General features: G+C 57.5%; 22 protein-coding genes. 6 read left to right on the top strand and 16 right to left on the bottom strand.

Annotated features, from left to right (window positions below; all coding sequences use genetic code 11):
* The first annotated feature begins 387 nt into the window (after positions 1 to 387).
* Both H1Y61_RS15725 and H1Y61_RS15720 read left to right on the top strand, forming a co-directional pair.
* Complete coding sequence (locus H1Y61_RS15725; RefSeq protein ID WP_180573155.1) at positions 388 to 2,337, top strand: methyl-accepting chemotaxis protein; 1,950 nt, start codon at positions 388 to 390, stop codon at positions 2,335 to 2,337.
* 1,079 nt (positions 2,338 to 3,416) lie between these two features.
* A complete protein-coding gene (locus H1Y61_RS15720; protein ID WP_180573154.1) occupies positions 3,417 to 5,360 on the top strand; it encodes a methyl-accepting chemotaxis protein in 1,944 nt (647 codons plus the stop codon).
* Between the two features lie 124 nt (positions 5,361 to 5,484).
* On the opposite strand, the gene dxs is transcribed toward H1Y61_RS15720, so the two are convergent.
* The 3 genes from dxs to H1Y61_RS15705 form a co-directional block, all read right to left on the bottom strand.
* Positions 5,485 to 7,404 carry a 1-deoxy-D-xylulose-5-phosphate synthase gene (gene dxs, locus H1Y61_RS15715; protein ID WP_180573153.1) on the bottom strand — a complete coding sequence of 640 codons (1,920 nt, stop codon included), beginning with the start codon at positions 7,402 to 7,404 and terminating at the stop codon, positions 5,485 to 5,487.
* 293 nt (positions 7,405 to 7,697) lie between these two features.
* Positions 7,698 to 7,949, bottom strand: coding sequence for an exodeoxyribonuclease VII small subunit (locus tag H1Y61_RS15710; RefSeq protein WP_015915130.1), 252 nt, complete (start codon positions 7,947 to 7,949; stop codon positions 7,698 to 7,700).
* 2 nt (positions 7,950 to 7,951) lie between these two features.
* Positions 7,952 to 8,887, bottom strand: coding sequence for a histone deacetylase family protein (locus tag H1Y61_RS15705; RefSeq protein ID WP_070151878.1), 936 nt, complete (start codon positions 8,885 to 8,887; stop codon positions 7,952 to 7,954).
* 83 nt (positions 8,888 to 8,970) lie between these two features.
* On the opposite strand from H1Y61_RS15705, the gene H1Y61_RS15700 reads away from it, so the two are divergent.
* On the top strand, positions 8,971 to 9,372 hold the full coding sequence (locus H1Y61_RS15700) for an acyl-CoA thioesterase (protein WP_180573152.1): 402 nt from the start codon (positions 8,971 to 8,973) through the stop codon (positions 9,370 to 9,372).
* On the opposite strand, the gene H1Y61_RS15695 is transcribed toward H1Y61_RS15700, so the two are convergent.
* The 4 genes from H1Y61_RS15695 to H1Y61_RS15680 all read right to left on the bottom strand — a co-directional run bounded on the left by H1Y61_RS15695 (position 9,357) and on the right by H1Y61_RS15680 (position 12,261).
* Positions 9,357 to 10,259 (bottom strand): aminoglycoside phosphotransferase family protein, encoded by a 903-nt coding sequence (locus H1Y61_RS15695; protein WP_235680767.1) that lies wholly within the window; start codon positions 10,257 to 10,259, stop codon positions 9,357 to 9,359. The two genes, H1Y61_RS15700 and H1Y61_RS15695, sit on opposite strands and share 16 nt — an antisense overlap.
* A gap of 130 nt (positions 10,260 to 10,389) precedes the next feature.
* Entirely contained in the window at positions 10,390 to 10,953 is a 564-nt protein-coding gene (locus H1Y61_RS15690; RefSeq protein ID WP_180573151.1) for a biotin transporter BioY, read from the bottom strand.
* Positions 10,954 to 10,966: 13 nt separating this feature from the next.
* Entirely contained in the window at positions 10,967 to 11,587 is a 621-nt protein-coding gene (locus H1Y61_RS15685; protein ID WP_180573150.1) for an energy-coupling factor transporter transmembrane component T family protein, read from the bottom strand.
* Positions 11,581 to 12,261, bottom strand: a complete 681-nt coding sequence (locus tag H1Y61_RS15680) for an energy-coupling factor ABC transporter ATP-binding protein (RefSeq protein WP_180573149.1) — start codon at positions 12,259 to 12,261, stop codon at positions 11,581 to 11,583. Before H1Y61_RS15680 ends, H1Y61_RS15685 begins: the two co-directional genes overlap by 7 nt.
* A 136-nt stretch (positions 12,262 to 12,397) precedes the next feature.
* Between H1Y61_RS15680 and speB the strand changes: the two genes are divergently transcribed.
* Both speB and H1Y61_RS15670 read left to right on the top strand, forming a co-directional pair.
* Entirely contained in the window at positions 12,398 to 13,354 is a 957-nt protein-coding gene (gene speB, locus H1Y61_RS15675; protein ID WP_180573148.1) for an agmatinase, read from the top strand.
* 61 nt (positions 13,355 to 13,415) lie between these two features.
* Positions 13,416 to 14,609: a winged helix-turn-helix domain-containing protein gene (locus H1Y61_RS15670; protein ID WP_180574529.1), complete on the top strand. Its 1,194-nt coding sequence runs from the start codon at positions 13,416 to 13,418 to the stop codon at positions 14,607 to 14,609.
* Here H1Y61_RS15670 and H1Y61_RS15665 read toward each other — a convergent pair.
* From H1Y61_RS15665 to H1Y61_RS15635, 7 genes are all read right to left on the bottom strand, one after another.
* On the bottom strand, positions 14,599 to 15,057 hold the full coding sequence (locus H1Y61_RS15665; RefSeq protein WP_180573147.1) for a cupin domain-containing protein: 459 nt from the start codon (positions 15,055 to 15,057) through the stop codon (positions 14,599 to 14,601). The genes H1Y61_RS15670 and H1Y61_RS15665 overlap by 11 nt on opposite strands.
* Before the next feature lie 102 nt (positions 15,058 to 15,159).
* A complete protein-coding gene (locus H1Y61_RS15660; RefSeq protein WP_087727425.1) occupies positions 15,160 to 15,465 on the bottom strand; it encodes a hypothetical protein in 306 nt (101 codons plus the stop codon).
* Between the two features lie 238 nt (positions 15,466 to 15,703).
* Positions 15,704 to 16,282 carry a nucleoside 2-deoxyribosyltransferase gene (locus H1Y61_RS15655; protein WP_174110137.1) on the bottom strand — a complete coding sequence of 193 codons (579 nt, stop codon included), beginning with the start codon at positions 16,280 to 16,282 and terminating at the stop codon, positions 15,704 to 15,706.
* A 99-nt stretch (positions 16,283 to 16,381) separates the two neighbouring features.
* Positions 16,382 to 17,065: a hypothetical protein gene (locus H1Y61_RS15650; RefSeq protein WP_180573146.1), complete on the bottom strand. Its 684-nt coding sequence runs from the start codon at positions 17,063 to 17,065 to the stop codon at positions 16,382 to 16,384.
* Positions 17,066 to 17,094: 29 nt separating this feature from the next.
* On the bottom strand, positions 17,095 to 18,195 hold the full coding sequence (ribB, locus tag H1Y61_RS15645; RefSeq protein WP_174110139.1) for a 3,4-dihydroxy-2-butanone-4-phosphate synthase: 1,101 nt from the start codon (positions 18,193 to 18,195) through the stop codon (positions 17,095 to 17,097).
* Between the two features lie 11 nt (positions 18,196 to 18,206).
* Positions 18,207 to 19,301: a chorismate synthase gene (aroC, locus tag H1Y61_RS15640; RefSeq protein WP_180573145.1), complete on the bottom strand. Its 1,095-nt coding sequence runs from the start codon at positions 19,299 to 19,301 to the stop codon at positions 18,207 to 18,209.
* 142 nt (positions 19,302 to 19,443) lie between these two features.
* Positions 19,444 to 22,569: a bifunctional diguanylate cyclase/phosphodiesterase gene (locus tag H1Y61_RS15635; RefSeq protein WP_235680766.1), complete on the bottom strand. Its 3,126-nt coding sequence runs from the start codon at positions 22,567 to 22,569 to the stop codon at positions 19,444 to 19,446.
* A 731-nt stretch (positions 22,570 to 23,300) separates the two neighbouring features.
* Between H1Y61_RS15635 and H1Y61_RS15630 the strand changes: the two genes are divergently transcribed.
* A complete protein-coding gene (locus H1Y61_RS15630; protein WP_060719096.1) occupies positions 23,301 to 23,561 on the top strand; it encodes a DUF1344 domain-containing protein in 261 nt (86 codons plus the stop codon).
* A gap of 10 nt (positions 23,562 to 23,571) precedes the next feature.
* Here H1Y61_RS15630 and H1Y61_RS15625 read toward each other — a convergent pair whose 3' ends face one another.
* Positions 23,572 to 24,162 (bottom strand): histidine phosphatase family protein, encoded by a 591-nt coding sequence (locus H1Y61_RS15625; RefSeq protein WP_174110352.1) that lies wholly within the window; start codon positions 24,160 to 24,162, stop codon positions 23,572 to 23,574.
* 34 nt (positions 24,163 to 24,196) lie between these two features.
* The gene (gene fabI / locus H1Y61_RS15620; RefSeq protein WP_174110142.1) at positions 24,197 to 25,015 is read right to left on the bottom strand and encodes an enoyl-ACP reductase FabI; all 819 of its coding nucleotides are present in this window, start codon (positions 25,013 to 25,015) and stop codon (positions 24,197 to 24,199) included.
* Positions 25,016 to 25,185 lie beyond the last annotated feature (170 nt).

Below are 25,185 nucleotides of genomic sequence, written 5' to 3'. Positions count from 1 at the left end.
GGCAATTGGTCAAGGCTCGGACAGGGGCAGGCGGCTTACTCTCATACTTTCGGACAGGTGGTTTTGACACTCGTCAAATCTACACAGGCTCGCAGTTCGGAATTTGCGGTCAAATGTGTACATGTGCTTATTCACGGTACAGCTGTAACACTTTTTTAGACCCACTGCGGCAATACTCGCCTCGAATGAAAGCCAGGGATGGTCTCCGAGGCCTGAAAAGGTCTTGGCAAGGACGACGCCGAATAGCCGGATCGTGACATCCACGCCAGATGGGTTTGGATCGCTTTTTCGCGGCTTTGTGACGTTTCCTACCTGAGTATCGGGCTTTCATATGGCGCGTGGCAATCGCTGCCGCCCAAATGCAGTGAGAATAGGAAGCAGGCCCCCATGTCTTTTCAGGATTTGTCCCTCAGCAAAAAGCTCTACCTGACCTTCGTCGCGATCATGGCGGGGTGCTTCATTGCTTCTGCTGTCGTTTTTCTCCAGGGTCGGCAGGTCAAGGCGGCGCTTGAGGAACATGCTCAGATCGAACAGGTCGGTTATGCGCTGGATTTGACGCTCCAGGCGATGCTGGAAGAGGCGGTCAATCAACGGGGCTATCTGCTATTGGGGTCCGACAGCACCTATAAGGCCGTCTTCGACAGCCGCGATAAAATGCTGAAATCCCTGGATGAGGCCCGCGCTGCCGCTGTCGGTCATCAGGCCGTTCAGTCCATGCTGGACGATATCAAGACGGCGGCTGACAGATTTCACACGCAATTGGTCTTGCCGCAGCTGGAAGCCCGTAAGGGCGGGAAGACGGTGGAAGAGGTCACCCGTCTCTATGCGTCGAAAGGCGAGTTGGATGCGTTTCGCGATGCTGCCGCCAAGGCAAAGACCGTGGTGGTGGCGATGGGCAACGAGCAAAGAGGAATCCAGCGCGATGCGCAGTCGCGTCTTGAACTGGCGCTGCTGGCCGGCTGCGCGCTGGCCGGTGGCTTGGCTGTCCTGCTGATCTGGCTTCTGGCGCGTTCTATCGTCAACCCGATCACCGGTATGACTGTCGCGATGAGCAAACTGGCGTCCGGCGACCACGGCGTCGATGTCCCCGCCATCAACCGGGGCGATGAGGTTGGCCGGATGGCAAAGGCCGTTTTGGTCTTCAAGGATGCGGCGATTGAAAAACTGCGCCTGACCCAGGAAGCCGATAGCATGCGCCGCCGCTCCGAGGATGAGCAGCAGGCCGCCCAGGCCCAGAAGCAGCAGGAAGCCGACGAGATTTCCTTCGTCGTCGTGCAATTGGCGGAAGGCCTTTCGGCGCTCGCCAATGGCAATGTCGCCCATCGTCTTACGGTACCTTTTGTCGAGCGGCTGGATGGGCTGCGGGTGAATTTCAACGAATCCCTTGCCAAGTTGCAGGCCGCACTGAAAACGGTGGGCGCCAATGCCCAGGCGATTAATGCCGGGGCGGCGGAAATCCGTGCGTCGGCCGACGATTTGGCCAAGCGGACCGAGCAACAGGCGGCCTCTGTCGAGGAAACTGCAGCCGCCCTCGAACAGGTCACCCGCACGGTGAAAGACAGCGCACGGCGTGCCGAAGATGTCGGCCAGCTGGTGGCCACCACCCGCACCGGTGCTGAACGCTCCGGCCAGGTGGTGAGAAACGCCGTGGCTGCCATGACCGAGATCGAGAAATCTTCCGGCGAAATCGGCAATATCATCGGCGTCATCGAGGATATTGCCTTCCAGACCAATCTTCTGGCGCTGAATGCCGGAGTGGAAGCGGCCCGCGCCGGCGATGCAGGTAAGGGATTTGCTGTGGTAGCACAGGAAGTGCGGGCCCTGGCCGAGCGCTCTGCCAAGGCCGCCAAGGAAATCAAGGTTTTGATCAGCGCATCCTCCGCCCAGGTGGGGGCAGGCGTGTCGCTGGTCGGTGAGACTGGCCGTGAACTGGAGCAGATCGTCACCGCCGTCCAGCACATCAGCGAAAATATTGCCGCCATCGTCACCGCTTCGCGTGAGCAATCAACTGGCCTCTCGGAGATCAACACGGCTGTTACCGACATGGACAAGGGCACACAGCAAAACGCCGCCATGGTGGAAGAACAGACCGCAGCCAGCCATACGCTCGCCACGGAGGCCGATGCGCTGATGGATCTGTTGCGCCAGTTCAAGCTGGAGGATGGCCCGGGCATGGCCCAATATACCGCCTCGGCGGGTCCGGCTCATCCTGTCTCGAGTGCTGCATCGCAGCGTCCGGTTTCCTCTCCGGCTCGCTCGCTTGTTTCCAAGCTCGGCAAGGCCTTTGGGGGCGGCACAGCGGCAGCCTCCGTCAAACAGGAATGGTCGGAATTCTAGAATTTGTCTTAGGAAAAATAGGCCCCACGTTTCCCGAAGAGACAAACTGAACCCAAAAGACAGAGGATGACGAGTTCAACCTCCCCGCCACTCTTATACGAAGAGTCATTGAAGATGACTCTTCGTATTCCTTTTGCAAATATCTCAAGCGGTGCAAGCATTTGAGATATTTGCAATGCCTTCAAGGCGAGGATGCGTCAGCATGTCAGCGCCTTGATATGAGAAGGTGGAGGGAAAGCCCGAAACGCGGCGGCTCTTTCTCCTTTCAGCTTGGTTCAACGCAGCGTTGAGCGGCGCAGCCAATGCGGTCGAGCCACCGCAATTGCCACCGAGAAAATCACCGGCATTGAAGGTTTGAAATCTTCGCTATCATTTTACAGTCGGGAGTTGATGGCGAAGGGCTTTTCCTTGGCTTCGACGATGAAAAGCCTTTGCCTGTCACCCAGGAGTGTAAGCATTTTTCACATCGATACTTGTAACACGCCTCTTTTGAGAGGCGTCAATTTTGCAGGGATAGGATCACTCTCTCAATTTCCAGCGTGTTTTTAAAATGATTCCAATTATTTGCTGGTCAAAAATGCAAATTGTAAGTGGCTTAATGCGCATCGACGCAAGCAGCATAAAATTGCGTTTTGTCAAAAACCTACCAAAAGGCGAAAGCAACTAAATGAGCGAGAAGAAATATTACGTTGGGAATAAGATTTTGTGTTTCAACTTGTGGATGCTGTAAATATGTTTCATGTATAAGGAATACGACATATTTAAAAATTAAAACAAAAACCGTTATTCGCGCCTAGGTAGATTATATACTAGGAATATTCATATGTATTTTCTTCAATGTTTAAAGGTTGTGCTTCTTGAGAAGGCGAATGTATTTATGTTCTTATAGATTTTTTAATGCATATACAATAAAACAAAAAACCGAGTGACGAGTTGCAATCAAGGGAGGGGGTTCCCAGGATTGTGTTTATCCCGGCATGATGCTGGACTGTCGCCGAATTAATCATGTTTTGAGATAGCAACGGCTCGCCTCTTGAAAGGATTCATCTCTTCAAGTTCGCGAATGAGGGAACTGGACGATGAAAATTCTGGATAATATACGGATCGTAGCAAAAATTGGACTGACATTTGTAATCTTGCTTACTGTTAGTCTTGTTGTGAATGCGGTCAGCTGGCGTTCGCTCTCCAATCAGGAGCAATCGTCTGGATGGACTGAGCACACTTATCAAGTGCTGCAAAAAATGGATGCCATCGTCGCGTCGATGGTCAATCAGGAAACCGGTATTCGCGCTTATCTTCTGTCGGAAGCTGATGAGAAATTTCTCGATCCGCAAAAGGCTGGCTTAAAGAATTATACTGATGCCTATGCAGCTGTTCGCAGCCTGACATCTGACAATCAGGTCCAGCAGAAGCGTCTCGCCGATCTCGATGCGATGGTTCAGGATTGGCAGACGAAAGTCGTTGCCAAGGAGCTTGCCCTTGCGAAAGACCCGGCGAGCCGCGATCAGGGCCGCCAGTTGGAGATTTCCGGTGCGGGCAAGACCTATATGGATGGCATTCGCGCCAAGGCCAAGGAAATTGCTGATGAAGAAAGCGCGCTTCTCAGCGCGCGTCAGAAAGCAGCTGACGCCGCCGCCTATGATGCCCGCCGCAATATTCTGCTGGGCAGCGGTACACTTGTCTTGCTAATTGGTTTGTCGCTTCTTCTCCTCAACAAGGGCATGATTGCGCCGTTGACCCGGATCACGGCGTCAATGCGCAGCCTTGCAACTGGTGAAACGGCAATCGACATCCCCGGCATTGGCCGCCGCGACGAAGTTGGTCATATGGCGGATGCGGTTGAAGTGTTCCGCAAGAACGCCATTGCCAATCGCGAGTTGGAAGAGCAAGCAACGGTCAACCGCCAGCAAACGGCACAGACCCAGGCTGCCCATCAACAGCGTGCCGAGCAGGAAGCGGCCAATCTGCGATTTGCAACGCAGACCCTTGGCGAAGGCTTGAAACGCCTGGCACAGGGCGATGTATCCTTCCAGCTCAACGATGCTTTCGCGGCTGAATATGAATCGCTGCGCCAGGATTTCAACGCTTCGCTGGAGCAGCTTGGAACGACGCTCGGCTCCGTGCTCCAGACCGTCGAAGGCATGGAAAACGGCACCCGTGAAATTGCCGATGGCACGAATGATCTGTCCAAGCGGACCGAGCAGCAGGCAGCTGCCCTGGAAGAAACAGCGGCGGCCCTCGACCAGATCACCGTCAATGTGACCAATTCCTCGCAGCGCACGGAAGAAGCCCGCTCTGTGGCGATTACCGCCAACCAGAACGCCGTGCGGTCGTCGGAAGTCGTCAATCAAGCCGAAAACGCCATGAAGCGGATCGAGGAAAGCTCGCAGCAGATTTCCAACATCATCGGCGTGATCGATGAAATCGCTTTCCAGACCAATCTTCTGGCATTGAATGCCGGTGTCGAAGCAGCGCGTGCCGGTGAAGCCGGTAAGGGCTTTGCGGTTGTCGCCCAGGAAGTGCGTGAACTGGCGCAACGGTCTGCCCAGGCTGCCAAGGAAATCAAGGGTCTGATCCAGAACTCCTCTTCGGAAGTCGATAGCGGCGTCAAGCTGGTGCGGGAAACCGGTCTTGCCCTGAAATCGATCGGCGATCACGTGGTCCAGATCAACCAGTTGATGGAGGCAATCGCCACATCGGCAAGGGAACAGTCCACCGGTCTTGCCGAAGTCAATTCGGCGGTCAACCAGATGGACCAGACGACGCAGCAAAACGCCGCCATGGTCGAGCAATCGACCGCCGCCGCTGCAGCTCTTGCCACTGAAGCCAACCGTCTGAAGACGCTTGTCAGCCAGTTCCAGCTTGCAGGCCGGAGGTCATCATTTGCCGGACATCCGGCAGTTGCCAGCGCATCGCAGCGTCCAATTGCCTCACCCGCCCGTGCTCTTGCCTCCAAGATCGGCAAGGCTTTCGGCGGAGGTGCATCGTCTGCCGTCGTCAAACAGGAATGGTCGGAATTCTGATCGAACTATCCACCATATTTGGTGGGAGTATGACAACAAAACGCCGCTGGCTTCATAGCCAGCGGCGTTTTGCGGTTTAAGGCTGTTTGGTTTGTCGTCCGCTGAAGGGCTGCCGAGCCTCTCTTTACGCCAAGCTATCCTGGGCCAAAGCATCACGCGACAGCGCCGTGAACACCGTTGAAACGATGCCTTTGGCGTCGAGGCCTGCCTTTTCATACATGACGTCAGGCTTGGCCTGATCCATCCACAGATCCGGCAGAACCAGACTGCGGACTTTGAGGCCGTGGTCAAGCAGGCCCTCATTGGCCAGCATATGCAGGACCTGAGATCCGAACCCGCCAACAGCACCTTCCTCGACCGTGATCAGAACGGCATGGTGGCGGGCAAGCTGGCGGATCAGGTCGAGATCGAGCGGCTTGGCAAACCGGGCATCGGCCACAGTCGTCGGCAGGCCAGCGGCATCGAGATCTTCTGCCGCGACAAGACATTCAGCCAGCCGCGTGCCAAACGATAGCAGCGCCACTTTCGAGCCTTCCTTGATGATCCGGCCCTTGCCGATTGGCAAAATCTCGCCGCGCTCCGGCATCTGCACGCCAACGCCTTCGCCGCGTGGATAGCGGAAGGAAATCGGACCCTCATCATAGGCGGCGGCGGTGCGCACCATATGCTTCAGTTCCGCTTCATCAGCTGCCGCCATCACCACGAAACCGGGCAGGCTGGCGAGAAAGCCGGTATCGAACGACCCGGCATGGGTTGGCCCATCGGCACCCACGAAACCGGCACGGTCGATGGGAAAGCGCACTGGCAATCCCTGGATGGCGACGTCATGCACGACCTGATCGTAGCCGCGTTGCAGGAAGGTTGAATAAAGCGCACAGAACGGCTTGTAGCCTTCGGCGGCAAGGCCAGCGGCAAAGGTCACGGCATGCTGTTCAGCAATGCCGACATCGAAGGTCCGTTCCGGGAACAGGTTTTGTAGCTTATCAAGCCCGGTGCCTGATGGCATGGCGGCGGTAATGCCGACGATCTTCTCGTCGTGGCGGGCTTCTTCCACCAGCGCGTCGGCAAACACGGCGGTATAGCTCGGCGCATTCGGCTTGGCCTTGGCCTGGGTGCCGGTGATGACATCGAAGGTATTGACACCGTGATATTTGTCGGCAGCGGCCTCGGCGGGCGCATAGCCCTTGCCCTTCTGCGTCACCACATGGATCAGCACCGGCCCCTTGGCGTTGTCGCGCACATTGCGCAACACCGGCAGGAGGTGATCGAAGGAGTGGCCGTCAATCGGGCCGATATGGTAAAAGCCCATTTCCTCAAACATCGTGCCGCCGGTTACATAGCCGCGCGCATGTTCGACGGCGCGGGTAATGGCTCGGTCGATATTCTTGCCGAGATAGGCGGTGAGTTTCTTGCCGATCTCGCGCATGCCCATATAGGTGCGCCCGGAGGCAAGCCGCGCCAGATAGGCGCTCATAGCGCCAGTCGGAGGGGCAATCGACATGTCATTGTCGTTGAGAATGACGATCAGCCGCGCGTCCAGCGCGCCAGCATTGTTCAGCGCCTCAAACGCCATGCCCGCCGACATCGCCCCGTCGCCGATCACAGCGATGACCTTGCGGTCGGTCTGGCCAAGTTCTGCCGCGACAGCCATGCCGAGGCCTGCGGAAATCGATGTGGAGGAATGCGCTGCGCCAAACGGATCGTATTCGCTCTCGGCCCGCTTGGTGAAGCCGGAAAGCCCATGTTCCTGGCGCAGGGTGCGGATACGCTCCCGCCGCCCGGTCAGGATCTTGTGCGGATAGCATTGGTGTCCGACATCGAAAATCAGCCGGTCTTCCGGGGTGTTGAAAACCTTGTGGATGGCGAGCGTCAGTTCCACCACGCCAAGCCCGGCGCCCAGATGTCCGCCGGTCACCGACACGGCATCGATCATCTCGTCGCGCAGTTCACGCGCCACTTGCGGCATGTCCTTGTCTTCGATCTTGCGAAGGTCGGACGGAAACACGACCTGATCCAGCAACGGCGTGTTTGGCTTCGATGTCACAGGCTTCAGCCTCTTTTTCTCATCACTCGGTCTATCGGCTGCACAAGTTTCCTCCCGAATGCATTGCACGGCCTGAATGGTCCATGAATGGGGGAAATCATACAGTATTCAATGTCATTTGCCCGCGACCCCTGTTTGTTTCCCAGGCGCAGTGCGCCGCTGTCAATCAGGACGTTCAGGTCAATAATAGGGCAGATCCAGCAAAACTGCCCTGTTGATGCATATAGGACTTAAATGCCCTTCGGCAAAGGGACAAACGCATCTTCCTTGCTGTGGGCGTGCCAGGATCAGGCCTAGTCCTTGTCCAGCGGCTCGGCACCAACAGGCTTGCCGGCCCGGTCCAACCGGATTTTCTCGATGCGGTTTTCAGCCGCCGACAGCAGCGCCTCGCAATGTTTCTTCAGCAATTCGCCGCGCTCGTAAATCGAGATGGATTCGTCCAGCGCCACATCGCCGCGCTCCAGCCGGGCCACGATGCTTTCCAGCTCGGCCACGGCTTTCTCGAAGGAATAAGCGGCAATATCGGTGGCGGCAACGTCGGTCATACTCAACCCTTCATCAATCTCGAAATATGCATGCCAGCCGACTCGGCCAGACCTTCCAGATCATAGCCGCCTTCCAGCAGGCTGACGACCCGGTTTTTAGCAAAGCGGTCGGCCACTTCCATCAGCCGTCCGGTCGCCCAGTCAAAATCCTCGCCAACCAGATTGATCTGCGCCAGCGGGTCGCGGTGATGGGCATCAAACCCGGCGGAAATCAGGATGAGATCCGGGGAAAAATCATTGAGCGCCGTCAGCACCCGCGATTTGAACGCCTCGCGGAAATGGTCCGAGCCGCTATTGGCAGAAAGCGGTGCGTTGACGATGGTATTGTGCGGCCCAACCTCATCCTTCTTGCCCGTCCAGGGATAAAGCGGCATCTGGTGGGTGGAACAGAACAGCACGGATGGATCGTCCCAGAAAATATCCTGGGTGCCATTGCCATGATGCACATCCCAATCGACGATGGCGACCCGCTCGACGCCATAGACCTGCTGGGCATGGCGGGCAGCAATCGCCACCGTGTTGAACAGACAGAAGCCCATCGCCTTGGTTTTTTCCGCATGATGGCCGGGCGGACGGCCCGCCACAAACACATTGTCGGCAGCACCGGTCATCACGTCGTCCACGGCGGCCATCGCCCCACCGATGGCGGTCAGGGCGCATTGCAGGCTTTTCTGCGAGGCATAGGTATCGGCCTCCAGCTGGTTGATCCGGTCTTCTTCCTCCGGTACCTGCCGCATCACGGCAATGAAATGCTCTTCGGGATGGGCCAGCATGACAGCATCCTCATTGGCCTGCTGGGCCTGATGCCGTTCCAGCGCGGAAAAATTCGGATGCTCCAGAGCGATATTCAGCGAGCGCAGCCGGTCTGCCCTTTCAGGATGGCCCTCCGGCGTGTTGTGTTCCAGAAAGATCGGGTTCTCATAGAGCCGGGTTGTCATGACGCATCCTCCTGCCGCGCCAAACTTGCGCGACCAATCTCTTTTCCTTTACATGAGCGATCACGGCATGGAGGGCAAGGGCAATGGCGAAAAGAGAACGGCTTGATGTCACCGAAACGCTGATCGGCCTGCGCGATGTCGGCATCAGCGGACGATTGAACAACAGCGCGCTGCTGGCGCTGTGCGAAGAAGCGCTCCACCGCTTCTGGCAGGCCCGGCCCGCAGAAGAGCAGGAGCCGGACTTTCGCGCCACCAAATTCGAGGCGCGTCTTTATGAAGCCCTGGGACCGGGCGACGCACTGCGCTTCACCGTGCAGGTGGACAAAATCGGCGGTAAATCCGTCGGCTTTGCCATTGGCGTCGAAAGCGGCAAAACCCGCGCCGCTGACGTCGAGATCACCTGGACGGCTGTGAACAAAGACAGTGCCGAACCGGTGGCGCTATCGGAAGCGCTCAGGGATTGGCTGTATCAGTGGTTGCCGTGAGGGCTTCTGCGAAGAATGCATGCGAGCGTAATTGCAGTCTTTTCCGAAGCTGGATCGTCTGCTGCACGTTGTCCTGCGAGAGTGATCAAGGTTTTCCATAAAGCCCATCCACGGGCGCGAGCCCACGTCGTCATCTCGTGACCTGCAGTCTCTTGAAAGACTTGGCTGGCCGTTTCATCCAGGAATGTCCAGGCAATCGCAAGATCGCAAGCCGGGTCGCCCGTACCGCAGCAGCCGAAGTCAATGACAGCAGTGAGACGTCCGCCGCTGATCAGCAGGTTGCCGGGTGCGACATCGCCATGCAGCCAGACGGGTGGCCTTTGCCATGGGCTGGCGAGTGCCTCCTCCCAGAGCGCTGTTGCTAACGATACGTCGGTTATGGCCCGAAGCTCATGAATTGCGTCGCGGGTTTCCCTGTCATAGATGGCAAGCGATCCGCCACGGTAAAAGTTATGCGGTCCGGCGAGGGGGCCTCCAGACCCATCAAGGCTGTGAAGTGTCTTTAGGAACGCACCGAGATTTGCTGCAAAGCAGCCGGTATCCCCAATCTTCGCAGTTACGGCCGTTTCTCCGTCGATCCATCCATAAATGCCCCAGGAAAAAGGATAGTCCCTGGTCGGGACACCCATGGCGATGGCCTGAGGGATTGGTAGCGGCAGGGATTGAGCGAGAATGGGCAGGTAGTGCTGCTCCTTGGCAACCTGCTCCGCATAGCAGTCTGCGCTGGGCAAACGGATGATCATCCTGTCACCCAGGCGAAAGCTTCTATTGTCCCATCCACCCGGTACCAGAGGGACAACGGATAGTGTCGAGAATTGAGGAAACTGACCGGCAACCAACTGCCGGACCAGATCTACGGAAATTTGCAATCTGTCATTCACGACCATCCACCTTCTATCAAGTCTCGAAGATGTGGATCATATCTCCGCCTTGAAAAACTGAAATTATCTTCAATGCGTCAGAGGCTTGTGATATTTTCAAAAGGGATACGAAGGTCATTTTCAATGAATCTTCGTATTACGCCCGCTTCGGCAGCAGCGGATAGCCGACCATCACGGCGCGGGCGGCGAGTGCTGCGATGGCGGCCTTGATCAGGTCGCCGGGCAGGAAGGCCAGCGAGCCGATCAACACCTTGTCGATCGGGGTGCCGGCCACAAAGCTCCACCAGGGCATGCCGCAGGCATAGACCACGCCGATGCCGCCGAGGATGCTGGCGGCAAAGAAGCCGATTGTCTGGCCGCTGGCGGTGGACGAGGCGCGGGCAAAACGCTCGGCGGCAAGGCCGGTGACGAAAGCGCCGACAATCCAGCCGAAAATATAGCCGCCGGTGGCACCAAACAGCGCGTTCAGGCCGCCGTGACCGCCCGCCAGCACCGGCAGGCCCATGGCGACCAGCAACACGAACAGCGCATAGGCCAAGGCTCCGCGCTTGGCGCCGAGAATGCAGCCGGCCAGCATGACGCCCATCGATTGGGCGGTGATCGGCACTGGAATGAAGCCGAGTGGCACGGGCGGAATAAGCCCGAGGACAACAACGATGGCGGCAAACAGCGCAATCAGAACCAGGTCTCGCGTGGTCATGGTGATCTCCTCATCAGTCTGTTCTCTTTTCGTGACGGCGAATGCCGCGGGCGTCAATGGCCTCGGCGATGGAATCGGCCTCTTTCAGTGCCAGAATAAACAGTGGTCCCAGCATCCGGTGCAGCCGCACGGGTATGCCACGCGCCTGATGTGCCGCCTTCAGCGCCTCATAGCGGTCGGCGATATCAGGCACGAAGCGCAGGGTCAGCCCCAGTGCCAGGCTGATATCGGCGGCCCGGACCAATCCCAGCCGGTCGAGCGGGGCCAGCAGCCGGTCAAGCGTCTCCATGAAGGCACCAAGCGAGGTTGTTGCTGTAATAGCTGAGGCGAGAAACAGGATGGCGAGCAGCCTCAGCGTCAGCGTTGCCGAGGTGATAAGATCCAGCGCATAGATGTTAAACAGGCCAAGCGCGGCAATGCTGACCAGCATCGGGCGGATGCGCCGCAATGCTGCCCGCACGTCAAGCCCCAGGCTGAAATAGAGCGCGCCGGTGGCGCAGGCTGCCGTGGCCTGGAGCGGCATGGACAGGCTGAAGGCAAGGCCAAGGCCGAACACCAACAGGACGGCCAGTTTCGCCCCGACTGGCATCCGGTGCAGCCAGCTATCGCCCTCGACATGTAGGCTGCTCAACATGCGGCGATCTCGCGGTAGCGGGCAATGGCGTCGCTGGCCGGGCCATCGAAGGCTAGCTTGGCGCGGTGAAACACCAGCACCCGCGAAAACCCGGCGATCAGGTCAAGGTCGTGGCTGATCACCAGCGCCTGTTCCTCCAGCGCCTCTATGGTGCCAGCCACCAGCGCCCGGTTTTTCAAATCGAGCTGGTTGGTCGGTTCATCGAAAATCACCAGATCGGGCCGAGTGACGAGAACAGCGGCCAGCGCCGCCAATTGCAGCTCGCCGCCGGACAGTTCATGCGGGCGGCGGCGTAGCAGATGGGTTATGCCGAGCCTTGCCGCAACGCTGTCCACGGCCTCGTCCAGTGCCTTGCCTTTCAGCCCACGTGCCTTTGGCCCCATGGCAATATCCTCACCGATCAGCGGCAGGATGATCTGATTGGCCGGGTTCTGGAAGATGAAGCCGGTGCGTGCCTGCACGGCCTTGGCGTCTTTTACCGTGTCCAGCCCATCCAGCGTCACATGGCCAGCACTCGGCTTGACCAATCCATTGATCAGCCGGGCAAAGGTGGATTTGCCTGATCCATTCAGGCCGATGACCCCGATCCGCTGTTCGCCGAAGGTGATGGTCAGCGGCTCCAGGGCCACATGGCCGTCGAAACTGGCGCTGGCCTGATCGAAATGGATCTGCACGATGTCGATACCCTATCATTGCTGCCCTGTTCTATAGCCCGCAGAACGGCAAAGGCAAATCCGGGTTTTTCCCATTTACAGCCGCCTTGCGATTTGATCGGATGGGTTATCCGACCCATTCCCGAAGGACCCGCCCGTGACCTCATCCTTTCACCAGCCTGTCGACGCCGCTGAAGTGCCGCGTTTTGCCGGACATGCCACCTTCATGCGTCTGCCTGCCGTGACCTCGGCGGAAGGGCTAGATATCGCGCTGATCGGTATTCCCTGGGATGGCGGCACCACCAACCGGGCCGGTGCCCGCCATGGGCCGCGCGAGGTGCGCAACCAATCCAGCCTGATGCGCCGTGTGCATCACGTCTCAAAAATCGAGCCATTCAGCCTGGCCAATATTGCCGATGTGGGGGATGTGACCGTCAACCCCATAGACCTGATGCTGGCGCTTCAACAGATAGAAGACGGCGTGGCGGCAGTTGTTGCTGCCGGTGCGCTGCCGCTCTGCGCCGGGGGCGATCATTTGACGACACTGCCGGTGCTACGGGCGGTGGCGAAATCTCAGCCAGTCGGGCTCATTCATTTCGATGCCCATTCCGATACCAATGACAGCTATTTCGGCGGCCAGCGCTTTACCCACGGCACGCCCTTTCGCCGTGCCATTGAGGAGGGCCTGCTCGATCCGAAACGCATGGTGCAGATTGGCATTCGCAGCTCCAATTACGAAGTTGACGAGCATCAATGGGCCAAGGACCAGGGCATCCGTATTATTTATATGGAGGAATTCGTCGCCCGCAGCGTGGCAGACGTGATGGCGGAAGCCCGCGCCATTGCCGGTGATGGCCCGACCTATGTCAGCTTCGATATCGACTGCATTGACCCATCGATGGCGCCTGGAACCGGCACACCGGAAATCGGCGGCTTCCTGACACGCGAAGTCCAGGCCATGGTGCGGCTGCTGGAGGGCGTCAATATTGTCGGTGCCGATGTGGTGGAAGTCGCGCCACCCTTCGATGTCGGCGGCATGACGGCGCTGGCCGGTGCCACCATGATGTTTGAACTGCTCTGCGTCATGGCGAAAGCGGTGGCGGATCGGCGTTGAACGCCTATATTCCGGCGAAAACCACCTTGAACAAAAAGAGAACATGTCCTATCGTCTGTTCATGGCGATAGGGATAGACAACAGCACGGCACGGCGGATTTTTCTGGAGCGGCAGGGACTTTCCCGGCCACCGGGGCGAGCGTTGAGCCGCCACGGCTTGCTGGCACTGATTACCGATCTCGGCTTTGTGCAGGTGGATAGTATCGGCACGGTGGAGCGGGCGCATCACCAGATCCTGTTTTCGCGCAATCAGACCTACCGGCGCGAAGATCTGACGGCATTGCTGGAGCAGGACCGGCTGCTGTTCGAGCATTGGACCCATGATGCCTCGATCCTGCCTTCCGCTTTTTTCCCCTATTGGAAACACCGGTTCCGGCGCGAGGAAAGCCGGATTCTGGAGCGTTGGCGCAGTTGGCGCGAGCCGGGCTTCGAGGATGCTTTCGAAGAAACCCACCGGCGGATTACCGAGGGCGGCCCGGCCTTGTCGCGGGACATGAAGGAAGGCGACCATAAATCCGGCGGCTGGTGGAACTGGCATCCGTCGAAAACCGCGCTGGAATTTCTGTGGCGCACCGGCAAACTGTCGATTTCCGGTCGGGACAATTTTCAGAAGATCTACGATCTGACGGAGCGCTGCATTCTTCCCGACCATTTGCAGGCCGAGGTGACGCATGAAGCGTTCATTGATTGGGCCTGCCGCGAAGCGCTGATCCGGCTGGGTTTCGCCACGTCAGGTGAAATCGCTGCCTTCTGGAATCTGGTCAGCCCGCAGGAGGCAAAACTCTGGCTGGAAACCCATCGTGCCGAGCTTGAGGAGATCGAGATTGCCCCTGCCGATGGCGGGAAGCCGCGCCCTTCCTTCGCGCTGGCGGATCGGCTGGAAACACTGACCGCTCCACCAGAGCCACCCGCCCGTATCCGCGTCCTCAGCCCTTTCGATCCGCTGATCCGCGACCGGGCTCGCACCGAGCGGCTATTCGGCTTCTTCTACCGGATCGAAGTCTTCGTGCCAGAGCCGAAACGGCAATATGGCTATTATGTCTTTCCGCTGCTGGAAAGTGACCGGCTGATTGGCCGGATCGATATGAAGGCCAATCGCAAGGCGGGTACGCTGGATGTGAAACGGCTATGGTTGGAGCCGGGTATCAGGCGCTCGACCGGACGGTTGGAGAAACTCGACCAGGACTTGGCAAGACTTGCGAGATTTACCGGGGTGGAGGCGGTGAGCTACGGGGAGGGGTGGCTCAGTCCTTGAGCGGCTTGCCGGCGCGATCCGTGAAGATCTTCACAAAATTCACCTTGGTCATCATCATGTCCTTATCGGCATAATGGACAATCTCATCGGGAGAGCGGGTGCCGACCACCAGATAGACGCAATCCGCATTGGAGCGGTTTTCCAGGCAATGGCCCAAGGGAACACCGGCCTTGAACGTCGCGGCATCGCCCGGCATCATCTCGGTGACCACGTCGCCCTCAAGCAAGGTTGCAGTCCCCTTGAGCAGATAGAGGAACTCATCTTCCTGCTCATGCCAGTGTTTATGAGACGAACGGGAGCCGGGTGGCAATGTTTCCAGCAGCGCGCCGAATTGTGTCAGGCCGCCCGCATCGCTTAAGCGCCGTGCACTGTAGGGGCCAAGTTCAGCGTTGATGCCCTCGGCGGTGCCAATATCCAAGGCGGCGTTTTCAGCTTTGATAACAGGCATTGTTTCCTCAACCGTTTATCAGTTGTTCCAGACCGATAGATAACGCAAAAAAGGGTGTGCCGCCACACACCCTTCTTTCGCGCAGCCCATGCAGATGCGGGGCTACTCCTCGTCCGTATCCATATATTCCAGATAATGCGCTTCGATCTGCTGGATCGGAGATGCTGCTTTTGCCTCGTCGATGGCCGCCGAGGCGCCGGTTTTCACACCAGCTGTTTTCTTGGTCGAATCCAGGCTCCAGAGCGCGTTGGCCAGGGAGGCAGACAATAGCGTGCTGGTGGAATTTCCACCGGCAGAGCGCGAGCGGGGCGTGGTCGCAGACTCTACGGCAACATCTTCGACGCTGGACGCGCCATGAATGTAGCGGCTCTGATACTGTGAATTGCCAAGGCTGCTGTCGATCCTCATCGCAGGCCCTTTCTGTTCGCTTCGTTAACCCTTTATTAACGAACGAAGCTTGCGCGAGGCTTGCGTCAGATCCGGTTTTTTCGAGAAATTGTGGAGCCGGTAGGCATTTGCACTAGATCTAGTTTTATCAACATTTTCTACTGAAGAAAATACGAATTTCCCGCCAATTTTGTTAGAATTTGTAAAGATCAGTTCGAATTATACAAATATTCGGTGCTCGAGACCTGAAAGACTTGAACTATACTACGGTGGGAAGCTTCGCCGACAATGCCTTCAGGCAAAGCTCGAAAGCCGTCAGGTCGCTATAGAGCTGGTCTGCTTGCGCCTGATGGGTAAAAATCGGCCCGCCACGGCGTTCAACTCCCCCATGAAGCATAAGATTTTCGATCATATCGAAATCCTCCAATGACAGACCATCCGGCCCGCGCTTGCGCTGATCTGGACCGAGCGTCACATTGCCCTGATAAAATCCGGCGGTGCGGGCATAGTGATTGTCGATGATATTGGTATAGGCAGCGACGAGCTTGCCCTGCGCGCACATATAGCCCAGCTCGAAAGCCGTGCCGGGATCGGCGGCAATGCCACGGAACGGGGTGAGATTGGCGATCACCCCATCGGCCCGGTTCATCATATCCTCATCGATGGCACTGATTTTCAACCCGAACTCATGCAAGGTCGGGGCCGGTTCGATGGAAATATCGCCGGGGCAGATCGGCTCGAACCCATAGGCCCGTGTCATCGCCGCCTTGGCATCGAGCACCTCGCGGGCATCAGCGAGAAACACTTCGGGACCGGCGAGATAAAGCTTCAGTGACATGGATTGGGTTCCTGGAGAATTGTAGTTGTCGCGCGAATTTTGCGCTGACCAGACTCTTACCTTTCACTGAGTCCGCCGAAAGGGTAGCACTTTTTCTCCCTATCCAGAGCTTTCAAGGCGCATGGTCGTCGGTCGTGGTCCTGTATCTACCCCAGGAATGTCCTGTCTGTTGGTCAGAATCCAGTTTTCCGGCAATGCATGCAGAGGGTTTCCTGGAAAACGTTTTGCAGTCTCTTCTTTGACTTTTCGTTCCCGCCAAACAGGCCCTCCAATGTGCCACAAGGCCTCGTCCGGGTAAAAGTCGGCAGTCAATCTTGCAGGGATGTGATACTCAGCATCCCACACAGCCATCACCTCTAGCATTTGGATTGCCGGATTATCGATTGTCGTGTCATAGCTTGGAATGCCATCTCGCCAGACGGTGACCTTCAAGGTAAAGGCAGGCCATTGGACGGTAGGCCTTGGAGCAGCCAGTTCGGAAACAGGAAAGCGCCCCAGCTTTTTCCATGCGCCGAAACGGAGCGCCCGAGTTATCGAGGAGGGAAAAACCGTTATCACCGCCATGACGGGCGAACTGATAATGTTGTTTATTGTCGTGATCGTTCGATCATTGCGACTAAAAAATGCGATTTCCTTATCCGCATTGACTTGCCCGTAATAAATCCACTCCTGCCCGCCAGCTATAGCGTAGAGGGTTCCAGCTTTCATATCGGCTCTGGCTTTGGGATTACTTTCAAACATGTCTTGCCCGAAAAGTAAGGTCAATGGCATTCCCGCAGGCATGCGTCAGGAGCTGTCCCAGCGACAACTGATTATGCGATCTCGGTTTCCGAAATCTTGATGCCGAAGCCCTCCAGGCCGACGTAATGGCGTTCACGCGAGGCCATCAGCCGGATCGAGGTGATGCCGAGATCTTTCAGGATCTGGGCGCCGAGGCCGATTTCCAGCCATTCGCTTTCGCGCGTCTGGGCTTCCTGATGGGCCTCGCGGTCATGCAGGCCTGCCCTGGCCGTCGTGGAGGCGCCAACGCCGACGGAGCCTTCGCGCAGATAAACGATAATGCCACGGCCTTTTTCTGCGATGCGTTTCAGCATGCTGTCGATCTGGCGGGCACCGCCGAACACATCGGCACCGACATTTTCCAGATGCAGACGCACCGGAATATCGACGCCGTCGCGGATGTCACCGAACACCACGGCCAGATGCTGCATCGGGTCCCAGGGTAGGGAATAGGCATGGGCCTTGGCCGGGCCATAAGCTGTCTGGATCTCGAAGGTTGACATCAGCTGGATCAGGGTTTCCTTGCGCTGGCGATAGGCAATCAGGTCGGCGACCGAGATCTGTTTCAGCTTGTGCTTTTCGGCAAAGGCTGAGACCTGCGGGCCGCGCATGACCGTGCCGTCGTCATTGACCATTTCCGAGATCACGCCGATCGGCGGCAGGTTGGCCAGTCGGCAGAGATCGACGGCTGCTTCCGTATGGCCTGACCGCATCAACACGCCACCTTCGCGCGCCACCAGCGGGAAAATATGGCCGGGGCGGACGAAATCGGCGGGACCGACATTGGGATTGGCGAGATTGCGAACTGTCAGCGTCCGGTCATCAGAGGATATGCCGGTCGTGGTGCCATGCTTGAAATCGACGCTGACCGTAAAGGCTGTCGTATGGGCGCTGTCGTTTTCGGCGACCATGGCCGACAGGTTCAGCCGCTTGGCTTCCTCCTTCGGCATTGGGGTGCAGACGATGCCTGACGTATGGCGGATGATGAAGGCCATTTTCTCCGACGTGCAATGTACGGCGGCAACGATCAGGTCACCTTCGTTCTCGCGGTCGTCGTCATCGGTGACGATGACGATTTCGCCAGCCTCAAAAGCCCGGATAGCGTCAACGACACGGGTCTGCTCATAGGTCATGATCGATTTCCTTACTTCAAACGACCGGTTTGGCCACGGTCGCGCAGATAATGATCCGCCAGCGCACACGCCACCATCGCCTCGCCAACCGGCACGGCCCGGATGCCGACGCAGGGGTCGTGGCGGCCCTTGGTGCGAATATCGACATTCCGGCCTTGCGAATCGATCGACTGGCGTTCGGTGAGGATGGACGAGGTCGGCTTGATGGCAAACCGCGCCACAATGGGCTCGCCGGTGGAAATCCCGCCGAGAATGCCGCCGGCATGGTTGGACAGGAAAATCGGCTGCCCGTCATTGCCCATCCGCATCTGATCGGCATTTTCCTCGCCGGTGATTTCGGCGGCACCAAAGCCATTGCCGATTTCAACGCCCTTGACGGCGTTGATCGACATCAGCAGCGCGGTAATATCCTGGTCCAGCTTGGCATAGATCGGCGCGCCCAGCCCGGCTGGCACGCCTTCGGCCACCACCTCCACCACGGCACCGACCGAGGAGCCCTGCTTGCGGATGCCGTCCAGATACTCTTCCCAGACGGGAACGATCTTCGGGTCCGGCGCAAAGAACGGATTATTGCCGACCTCGGCCCAATCCCAATTGGCGCGGTCGATCTTGTGGATGCCGATCTGCACCAGCGCGCCGCGAATGGCGACGCCGGGCAGAACCAGACGGGCAATGCCACCCGCCGCCACCCGCGCTGCCGTTTCACGCGCCGAAGAGCGCCCGCCACCGCGATAATCACGAATGCCATATTTCAGGTCGTAGGTATAATCGGCATGGCCGGGGCGATATTGCTGGGCGATTTCGCCGTAATCCTTGGAACGCTGGTCGGTATTTTCGATCATCAACGAAATCGGTGTGCCGGTGGTGATCATCGAGCCATCGTCCTGCGGCATGACGCCGGAGAGCACCTTGACCAGATCGTCCTCGCGCCGCTGGGTAACGAACCGTGACTGACCGGGCTTGCGCTTGTCGAGCCAGACTTGCAGGTCTTCGAGTGTGAATTTCAGGCCGGGGGGACAACCGTCCACCACCGCGCCAAGGGCTGGACCATGGCTTTCGCCCCAGGTGGTGACACGGAAAAGGTGACCGAAACTATTATGCGACATATGCTGAAACCGGGTCCGCTTTGCCAGGGGATAAGCCCTGCCTTTTACAAGGCCCCACTCTTAGTAGAAAAGCCGCGAGCGTGAAAAGCCTTTCTTTGCGGCAATGGTGCAAAAACCGGAAAAGCTTTGCGTGAGTTGGGGCTTATGACGCCATCTGGCGGTCTGTCTGCAAGGCGAAACGGCCGAACTCCTCGAAGGGCAGCGGTTTTGCAAAAGCGTAGCCTTGCAAGAGGTCGCAGCCCAATTCGCGCAGGATCTGGGCATGGGCGGTGCTTTCGACGCCCTCGGCCACGGTTGCCACTCCAAGAGAGCGGGCAATGTCGATGATCGAGCGCACCATGGCCCGTTCCCGGCTGGAATTGAGCAGGGGCATCACCAATTGCCGGTCAATTTTCAGTCGCTTGGGTTGCAGTTTCAAAAGGCTGATGATTGACGTGTGGCCCGTGCCGAAGTCGTCGATCTCGATGTCGATGCCCAGCGCCTTGATCCGCTCGATATTGGTGGTGGCAATATCCTCGCTTTCATCGAGAAAGATCGATTCGACCAGTTCGAAGGAAATTTCACCGGGCGAAATGCTGAGACTTTCCAGCGTCTCGATCAGCCCGGCATCATGCAGGCGGCGGGACGAGACATTGACGGAAATCTTGGGCAGTTTCACACCCATGGCGGCCCATCGCATCTTGTCCTTCAGCGCCAGTTCCAGCACGATCTGGTCGATCCGCGCCATGACGTTCAGGTCTTCCGCCACTTTCAGGAAGCTGTTGCTGGGCAGGATGCCGCGGGTTGGATGCTGCCAGCGGACCAGCGCCTCGGCGCCGACCAGTTCCATGCTGTTGGCGCAGAATTGCGGCTGGTACCAGGCGGTGATCTCGTCATTTTCAAGGGCATGCAGCAATTCGTCGGCAATGCGCTTCGAACTGACAATATTGGCCTGGAGATTGTCCGTGAAGAATTGGAAACAGTTGCGGCCCTGCCGCTTGGCTTCGTAAAGCGCCAGATCGGCATTGATCAGGATCTTGCGGGCATCGGTTCGCAGTCCCTTGGCCTCGGCAATGCCGATGGAGACACCGCAGCGGCAGATGAAGCCCTCGAAATCCACGGGTATGTTAATGTCCTGGATGATGCGCTCGGCTAGCTCGGCGGCGGCCTTGGTATCGATTGGCCCATGCAGCAGAACCACGAATTCGTCTCCGCCAATCCGCGCTACCAGATCGCCGCTGTTCATGTGGCGCGACAGAACCCGTGCCGCATTGACCAGCATGGCATCGCCTGCGGCATGGCCCAGCGTGTCGTTGATTTCCTTGAAACGATCCAGGTCGAGATGCAGAATGGTGAAGCGGCTTCTGTTCGCCTGGGACTGCCGCGTCAGGTTATCCAGGGCGATATCCAGCTTGCGACGATTGGCAAGGCCGGTCAGTGGATCATGCAAGGCATTGAATTCGATCCGGTTCTTGGTCAGTTCAAGCTCGATATTGCGCGCTTCCGCCTCGGCCTTCGCCGTGCGCAATTCTTCGGTCAGCAGCACGTCGGCCGTCACATCGAAACTGATGCCGATCAGCTTTTTGCGTCCGTTACGGTCGATATGCACCTGGCCAACGGAGCGCACCCAGCGTGTGCCGCCCTGGTCCAACAATACCCGTTGGCTGGTGTTGAGGCGCGTATGCTGCTTTACCGCGTTGCGTGCGGCCTCCATCAACATTTCGTGGTCGTCTTTATGGATCTTGCTCAGCCACAATGCGTCGGTGATATGACTGCTGGTGGCCGGAATATTATAGAGATAGCACATGCGTTCGTCCCAGACGGTGTGGCCTGTGGAAAAATCATGTTCCCACACGCCGCAGCCATAGGAATCCAGCGCCAGTTCAAACCGATAGGACAGGCTTTCCAACTGCTGCTCTCGGATGGACAACTCGTCCAGGGCCAGTTCCAGTTCCGCATTCTTGATGTCTGAGCTCTCCTTGGCAGCTCGGAGATCATTTTGCATGGCGACATCGGCAGTAATGTCCCAGACGAGACCCGTCACACGGTTATGCCCGGAGGCATCCGCATGGCTGCCGACGGAGCGCAAGGTGCGGATCACGCCGCTCTCCAGCACGACCCGGTAATCCTGGCTGTTTTCACCTTGCTGGCAGGCCATAACATGGGCTTGCGCCTTGGCGCGGTCTTCCGGATGCACGGTTTCCAACCAGCGGGTCATGTCCTGATCGAGATCGCCGCCGCTGCCTGATCCATGCAATTGTGCGGCACGGCTGTCTTGATGGAGGGTCGGATTGTCGGTTGCAAGTTCCCACATGCCGATATTGGAACTGTCCATTGCCAGTTCGAAACGCCGGGTCAAGGCCCGGTACTTGTCTTCCATCTGCTGGAGCGCACGCCGGCGTTTGGCGCGGGAGATGAAAAGCATTGCTATGCCGCAAAGCGGTGCTGCAAAAGCCAGATCCACGGCAACCAGCGTCATGACGAAATTACTGTGATCCTGCGGTTTCTGCTGCCAGCCTGCCCGGGGGCGGCCATACACTTGCAGCGTCCCGCCTTGAAGCGCCATGGTCAGTATTTCCGGGTTTTCCCCGGTCATGTTCTGCTTGGCCAAATCCGGCCTGGTCAAATCCTCAGCCGCGAGCGACGGGCTACCAAAAACAGTGCGCGTACCGGATGCGGTCTGCACCATGACGGCAATCTCGATAGCCGGTCCGTTGCCGACCGGAGCGGTGGCGCCATCGGCGATAGCAGACTGGATGAATTTGGCGGTATCCAGAATGGCACGGACATGGATAGGGGAGGGCGTCACATCGGCGGCGGTGAGATCCAGTTGCAATTGCCCGTCATCCAGCAATAGCATATCCGTGTCCGAATCCGAACCGATCGTCATGCTGGTCTTGGGGGAGAGCCCTTGCTGCGTCCACACCTGTTCTATGACAGTGCCTCGGGCCAGCGCCAAAGCTCGAAATTCCGGACGTTCCCTTAGAATACCGCGAACAAGCCCCTCCGTTTGCGGCGAGGCCAATGCGCCTTCAAGCGGTGACAATGCATGGACAAGATGCCGAAGCGCGAAGAAATTCTCCTCGGTTCTTTGGGTCATCATCCCGCTGACCCGCTGCAGGTCCGCTTGGACTTGCCCGCGCAATTGGCTGCGGTAGTCGGTGATATTGAGATAACCGATATAGGCAAGCAGGCTTGTCAGCAGGACAAACGCCAGGGCCAATAACGCCATCGCCACATTGCTGGAACGGCGTATTTGGAGATCGGCGGGATTTGCGAATTCTGTCATTATCCTGCCATACGCATTATACCGAGTCATCGAAGGTGCTCACACATCTTCGGCTGATAAGAATTTCTGATATCTCACATACCTCAGAGGCATTGGCAGCACAGGCGCTGGACTTGGCCATACATTCTGCCGGGAAAACCTGATGTTATGCTTTGATCTTAGGCAATATGATATTGTAACGGTTATTAATTTAGCATTTATATTATTTGAAATCAGTAGGATTTAAAAGATATCGTCAATAAAGCATGAGTGAAGGGATAGTTCTGTTCATGACTGGAACATTGGCGCAGGGCAGTCTGCTGCGTTCAATGGTGGGAATGCTTGCATCGCTTTTTTGTATGGCTCTTGATCTGTTGTTTGCCGTTTGTCTTTTCGGAAAAATTATGCAGTAGAATTTGGCTTAGGAAAAGTGGATTCCAGTTTTCTGCGCGATGCTGTAGAGCTTTGCGGTAAAATAAAAAATCTGGGCGTGAGATGCTATCCTGAAATATCGCACCACGCTTTAATACCAAGTCATCGAAGATGCGCGTGCGTCCTCACCTGACAAGACTTTCGAATATCTCAAATGCGGCAACGTCTTGAGATATTCGAAAACGGAATCCGAGCTGCCACCTCAATGGCTCTCCTGATGAGTGCAGGGGATAAGTGCCAGCGAGGGGAAAATTCTGCCACATTCGGAGGCTTATTTGCAAGTACGTGACGATTCTAGACCGAAAGCAGGGGCAAAAACCATGCGCTTCCTTATCGCTATGCTGTTGCTGGCTGGCAGCCTGTTTTCGCCAATGGGTGCGCTTGCGCAAAGCGATGACGTGGAATCGACCATCAAGTCGATCAGCACCGAAAAGCTGACCCTGACGCTGGAGGATGGCAAAACCTATTCGGTGCCAGCGGAATTCAATTTCGACGGCCTGACGACCGGCGTCAAGGTTGTGGTTTATTACACCATGGTCGATGGCAAGCGGGTTGTGGACGATTTGCAGGTCGTGAACTGACGCCGATCCGTCACAGCCAATTCAGGCTGTTGTTTTCAAGGTCGATCAGGAGAATTTTGTCCTGGGGGATTGGCATGGCGCAGGCCTCGTTGGCATCGACATTGCCAATCAGCCGGAACAGGCTGCGGATAACGCCGCCATGGGTCACGGCCACGGTTGGCTGGCGGACTGAGGCAAGCCAGGCACCGGTGCGCCAGGACAGGATTTCATAGCTTTCAGCCCGTTGGCCCGGAGCAATGAAGTCCCATTTGCCCTGGGATCGCTGTTTGACCCGTTCTGGGTACAGCTCTTTCAATTCGCGGGTTGTATGACCTTCCCAGTCGCCAAAACAGATTTCCTTCAGCCGGTCGTCGAGCCGGTAACGCTCGGGTTCAAGACCCATTTCGGTGCGGACCCGCTGCATGGTCTCGCGGGTGCGGCCAAGAGGGGAGGCGACGAAGTCGAATGTATCGACTGTATCGCCCAGCACATGGCGCAGGGTTTCGCCATTGCGCATCGCCTGGCCACGGCCTGTGGCGTTCAGCGGAATATCCGTCTGGCCCTGAAACCGACCTTCGGCGTTCCAGTCCGTCTGTCCGTGGCGAATGACGTAAAGCAGCACGGCAGACGAACCTTTCACACCTGATATCCGGGTCTTAATCCTTGACGACCGACATATCCGGCGCGTCCACGGCCTTCATGCCGACCGTGTGATAACCGCAATCGACGTGATGGACTTCGCCGGTCACGCCACTGGACAGGTCCGACAACAGATAGAGGCCGGATGTGCCGACTTCGTCGGTCGTGACATTGCGCTTCAGCGGCGAATTATATTCGTTCCACTTCAGGATATAGCGGAAATCGCCGATGCCGGAGGCCGCCAAAGTCTTGATCGGACCGGCTGAAATGGCATTGACGCGAATGCCGCGCTTGCCCATATCTACGGCGAGATAGCGGACACTGGCTTCCAGCGCTGCCTTGGCCACACCCATGACATTATAATGCGGCATGACTTTTTCCGCACCGTAATAAGTCAGCGTCAGCAATGCGCCGCCATCCTTGAGAAGGGCTTCTGCCCGCTTGGCGACAGCGGTAAACGAATAAACAGAAATATCCATGGTGCGGGCGAAGTTTTCGCGGCTGGTATCCAGATAGCGGCCGGTTAACTCGTCCTTGTCGGAAAAGGCGATGGCATGCACGACGAAGTCGATCTTGCCCCACTTGTCCTCGACATTCTTGAACACGGCATCGACGCTTTCCAGATCGGTCACGTCGCAATCGCCTGCCATGAAGCCCTCAAGCTCCTGGGCCAGCGGCTCGACACGCTTCTTCAACGCATCGCCCTGCCATGTCAGCGCAATCTCCGCGCCGGCATCCCGGCAGGCCTTAGCTATGCCCCATGCGATGGAACGATTATTGGCAACACCCATGATGATGCCACGTTTGCCTGCCATGAGGCCCGAAATTTGAGCCATTATTTGCTCCTTGAGACTTCTATCGAACCTGCCTATCGCATAGGCCGATCCTTGGTTCAAGCTGTGCTACACCTGTCTTCGTGGGAGAGAGGCAACAAATACTGTAAGGAGCCGTAACAAAGGGTGTGGCTATCACTGTGTGATTACAGCGAAATTCGGTTTAACCCGTC

This window comes from Agrobacterium vitis (genome assembly GCF_013426735.1).
In the GTDB taxonomy this organism is placed as follows: Bacteria; Pseudomonadota; Alphaproteobacteria; order Rhizobiales; family Rhizobiaceae; genus Allorhizobium; species Allorhizobium vitis_D.
Note: the sequence above shows the minus strand (reverse complement) of the source record. Positions and strands in the feature narration are given on the sequence as shown.

What these genes read in the sequence shown, in the direction of transcription:
- H1Y61_RS15690 (WP_180573151.1), bottom strand. Translation starts at nt 10,953, where the DNA reads ATGACCACGCGAGACCTGGTTCTGATTGCGCTGTTTGCCGCCATCGTT.
- H1Y61_RS15700 (WP_180573152.1), top strand. Translation starts at nt 8,971, where the DNA reads ATGGCGAAAAGAGAACGGCTTGATGTCACCGAAACGCTGATCGGCCTG.
- H1Y61_RS15695 (WP_235680767.1), bottom strand. Translation starts at nt 10,259, where the DNA reads ATGGTCGTGAATGACAGATTGCAAATTTCCGTAGATCTGGTCCGGCAG.
- H1Y61_RS15685 (WP_180573150.1), bottom strand. Translation starts at nt 11,587, where the DNA reads ATGTTGAGCAGCCTACATGTCGAGGGCGATAGCTGGCTGCACCGGATG.
- H1Y61_RS15725 (WP_180573155.1), top strand. Translation starts at nt 388, where the DNA reads ATGTCTTTTCAGGATTTGTCCCTCAGCAAAAAGCTCTACCTGACCTTC.
- H1Y61_RS15650 (WP_180573146.1), bottom strand. Translation starts at nt 17,065, where the DNA reads ATGCCTGCGGGAATGCCATTGACCTTACTTTTCGGGCAAGACATGTTT.
- H1Y61_RS15630 (WP_060719096.1), top strand. Translation starts at nt 23,301, where the DNA reads ATGCGCTTCCTTATCGCTATGCTGTTGCTGGCTGGCAGCCTGTTTTCG.
- H1Y61_RS15670 (WP_180574529.1), top strand. Translation starts at nt 13,416, where the DNA reads ATGGCGATAGGGATAGACAACAGCACGGCACGGCGGATTTTTCTGGAG.
- H1Y61_RS15660 (WP_087727425.1), bottom strand. Translation starts at nt 15,465, where the DNA reads ATGAGGATCGACAGCAGCCTTGGCAATTCACAGTATCAGAGCCGCTAC.
- H1Y61_RS15705 (WP_070151878.1), bottom strand. Translation starts at nt 8,887, where the DNA reads ATGACAACCCGGCTCTATGAGAACCCGATCTTTCTGGAACACAACACG.
- fabI (WP_174110142.1), bottom strand. Translation starts at nt 25,015, where the DNA reads ATGGCTCAAATTTCGGGCCTCATGGCAGGCAAACGTGGCATCATCATG.
- H1Y61_RS15635 (WP_235680766.1), bottom strand. Translation starts at nt 22,569, where the DNA reads ATGACAGAATTCGCAAATCCCGCCGATCTCCAAATACGCCGTTCCAGC.
- H1Y61_RS15665 (WP_180573147.1), bottom strand. Translation starts at nt 15,057, where the DNA reads ATGCCTGTTATCAAAGCTGAAAACGCCGCCTTGGATATTGGCACCGCC.
- H1Y61_RS15655 (WP_174110137.1), bottom strand. Translation starts at nt 16,282, where the DNA reads ATGTCACTGAAGCTTTATCTCGCCGGTCCCGAAGTGTTTCTCGCTGAT.
- H1Y61_RS15720 (WP_180573154.1), top strand. Translation starts at nt 3,417, where the DNA reads ATGAAAATTCTGGATAATATACGGATCGTAGCAAAAATTGGACTGACA.
- H1Y61_RS15710 (WP_015915130.1), bottom strand. Translation starts at nt 7,949, where the DNA reads ATGACCGACGTTGCCGCCACCGATATTGCCGCTTATTCCTTCGAGAAA.
- aroC (WP_180573145.1), bottom strand. Translation starts at nt 19,301, where the DNA reads ATGTCGCATAATAGTTTCGGTCACCTTTTCCGTGTCACCACCTGGGGC.
- ribB (WP_174110139.1), bottom strand. Translation starts at nt 18,195, where the DNA reads ATGACCTATGAGCAGACCCGTGTCGTTGACGCTATCCGGGCTTTTGAG.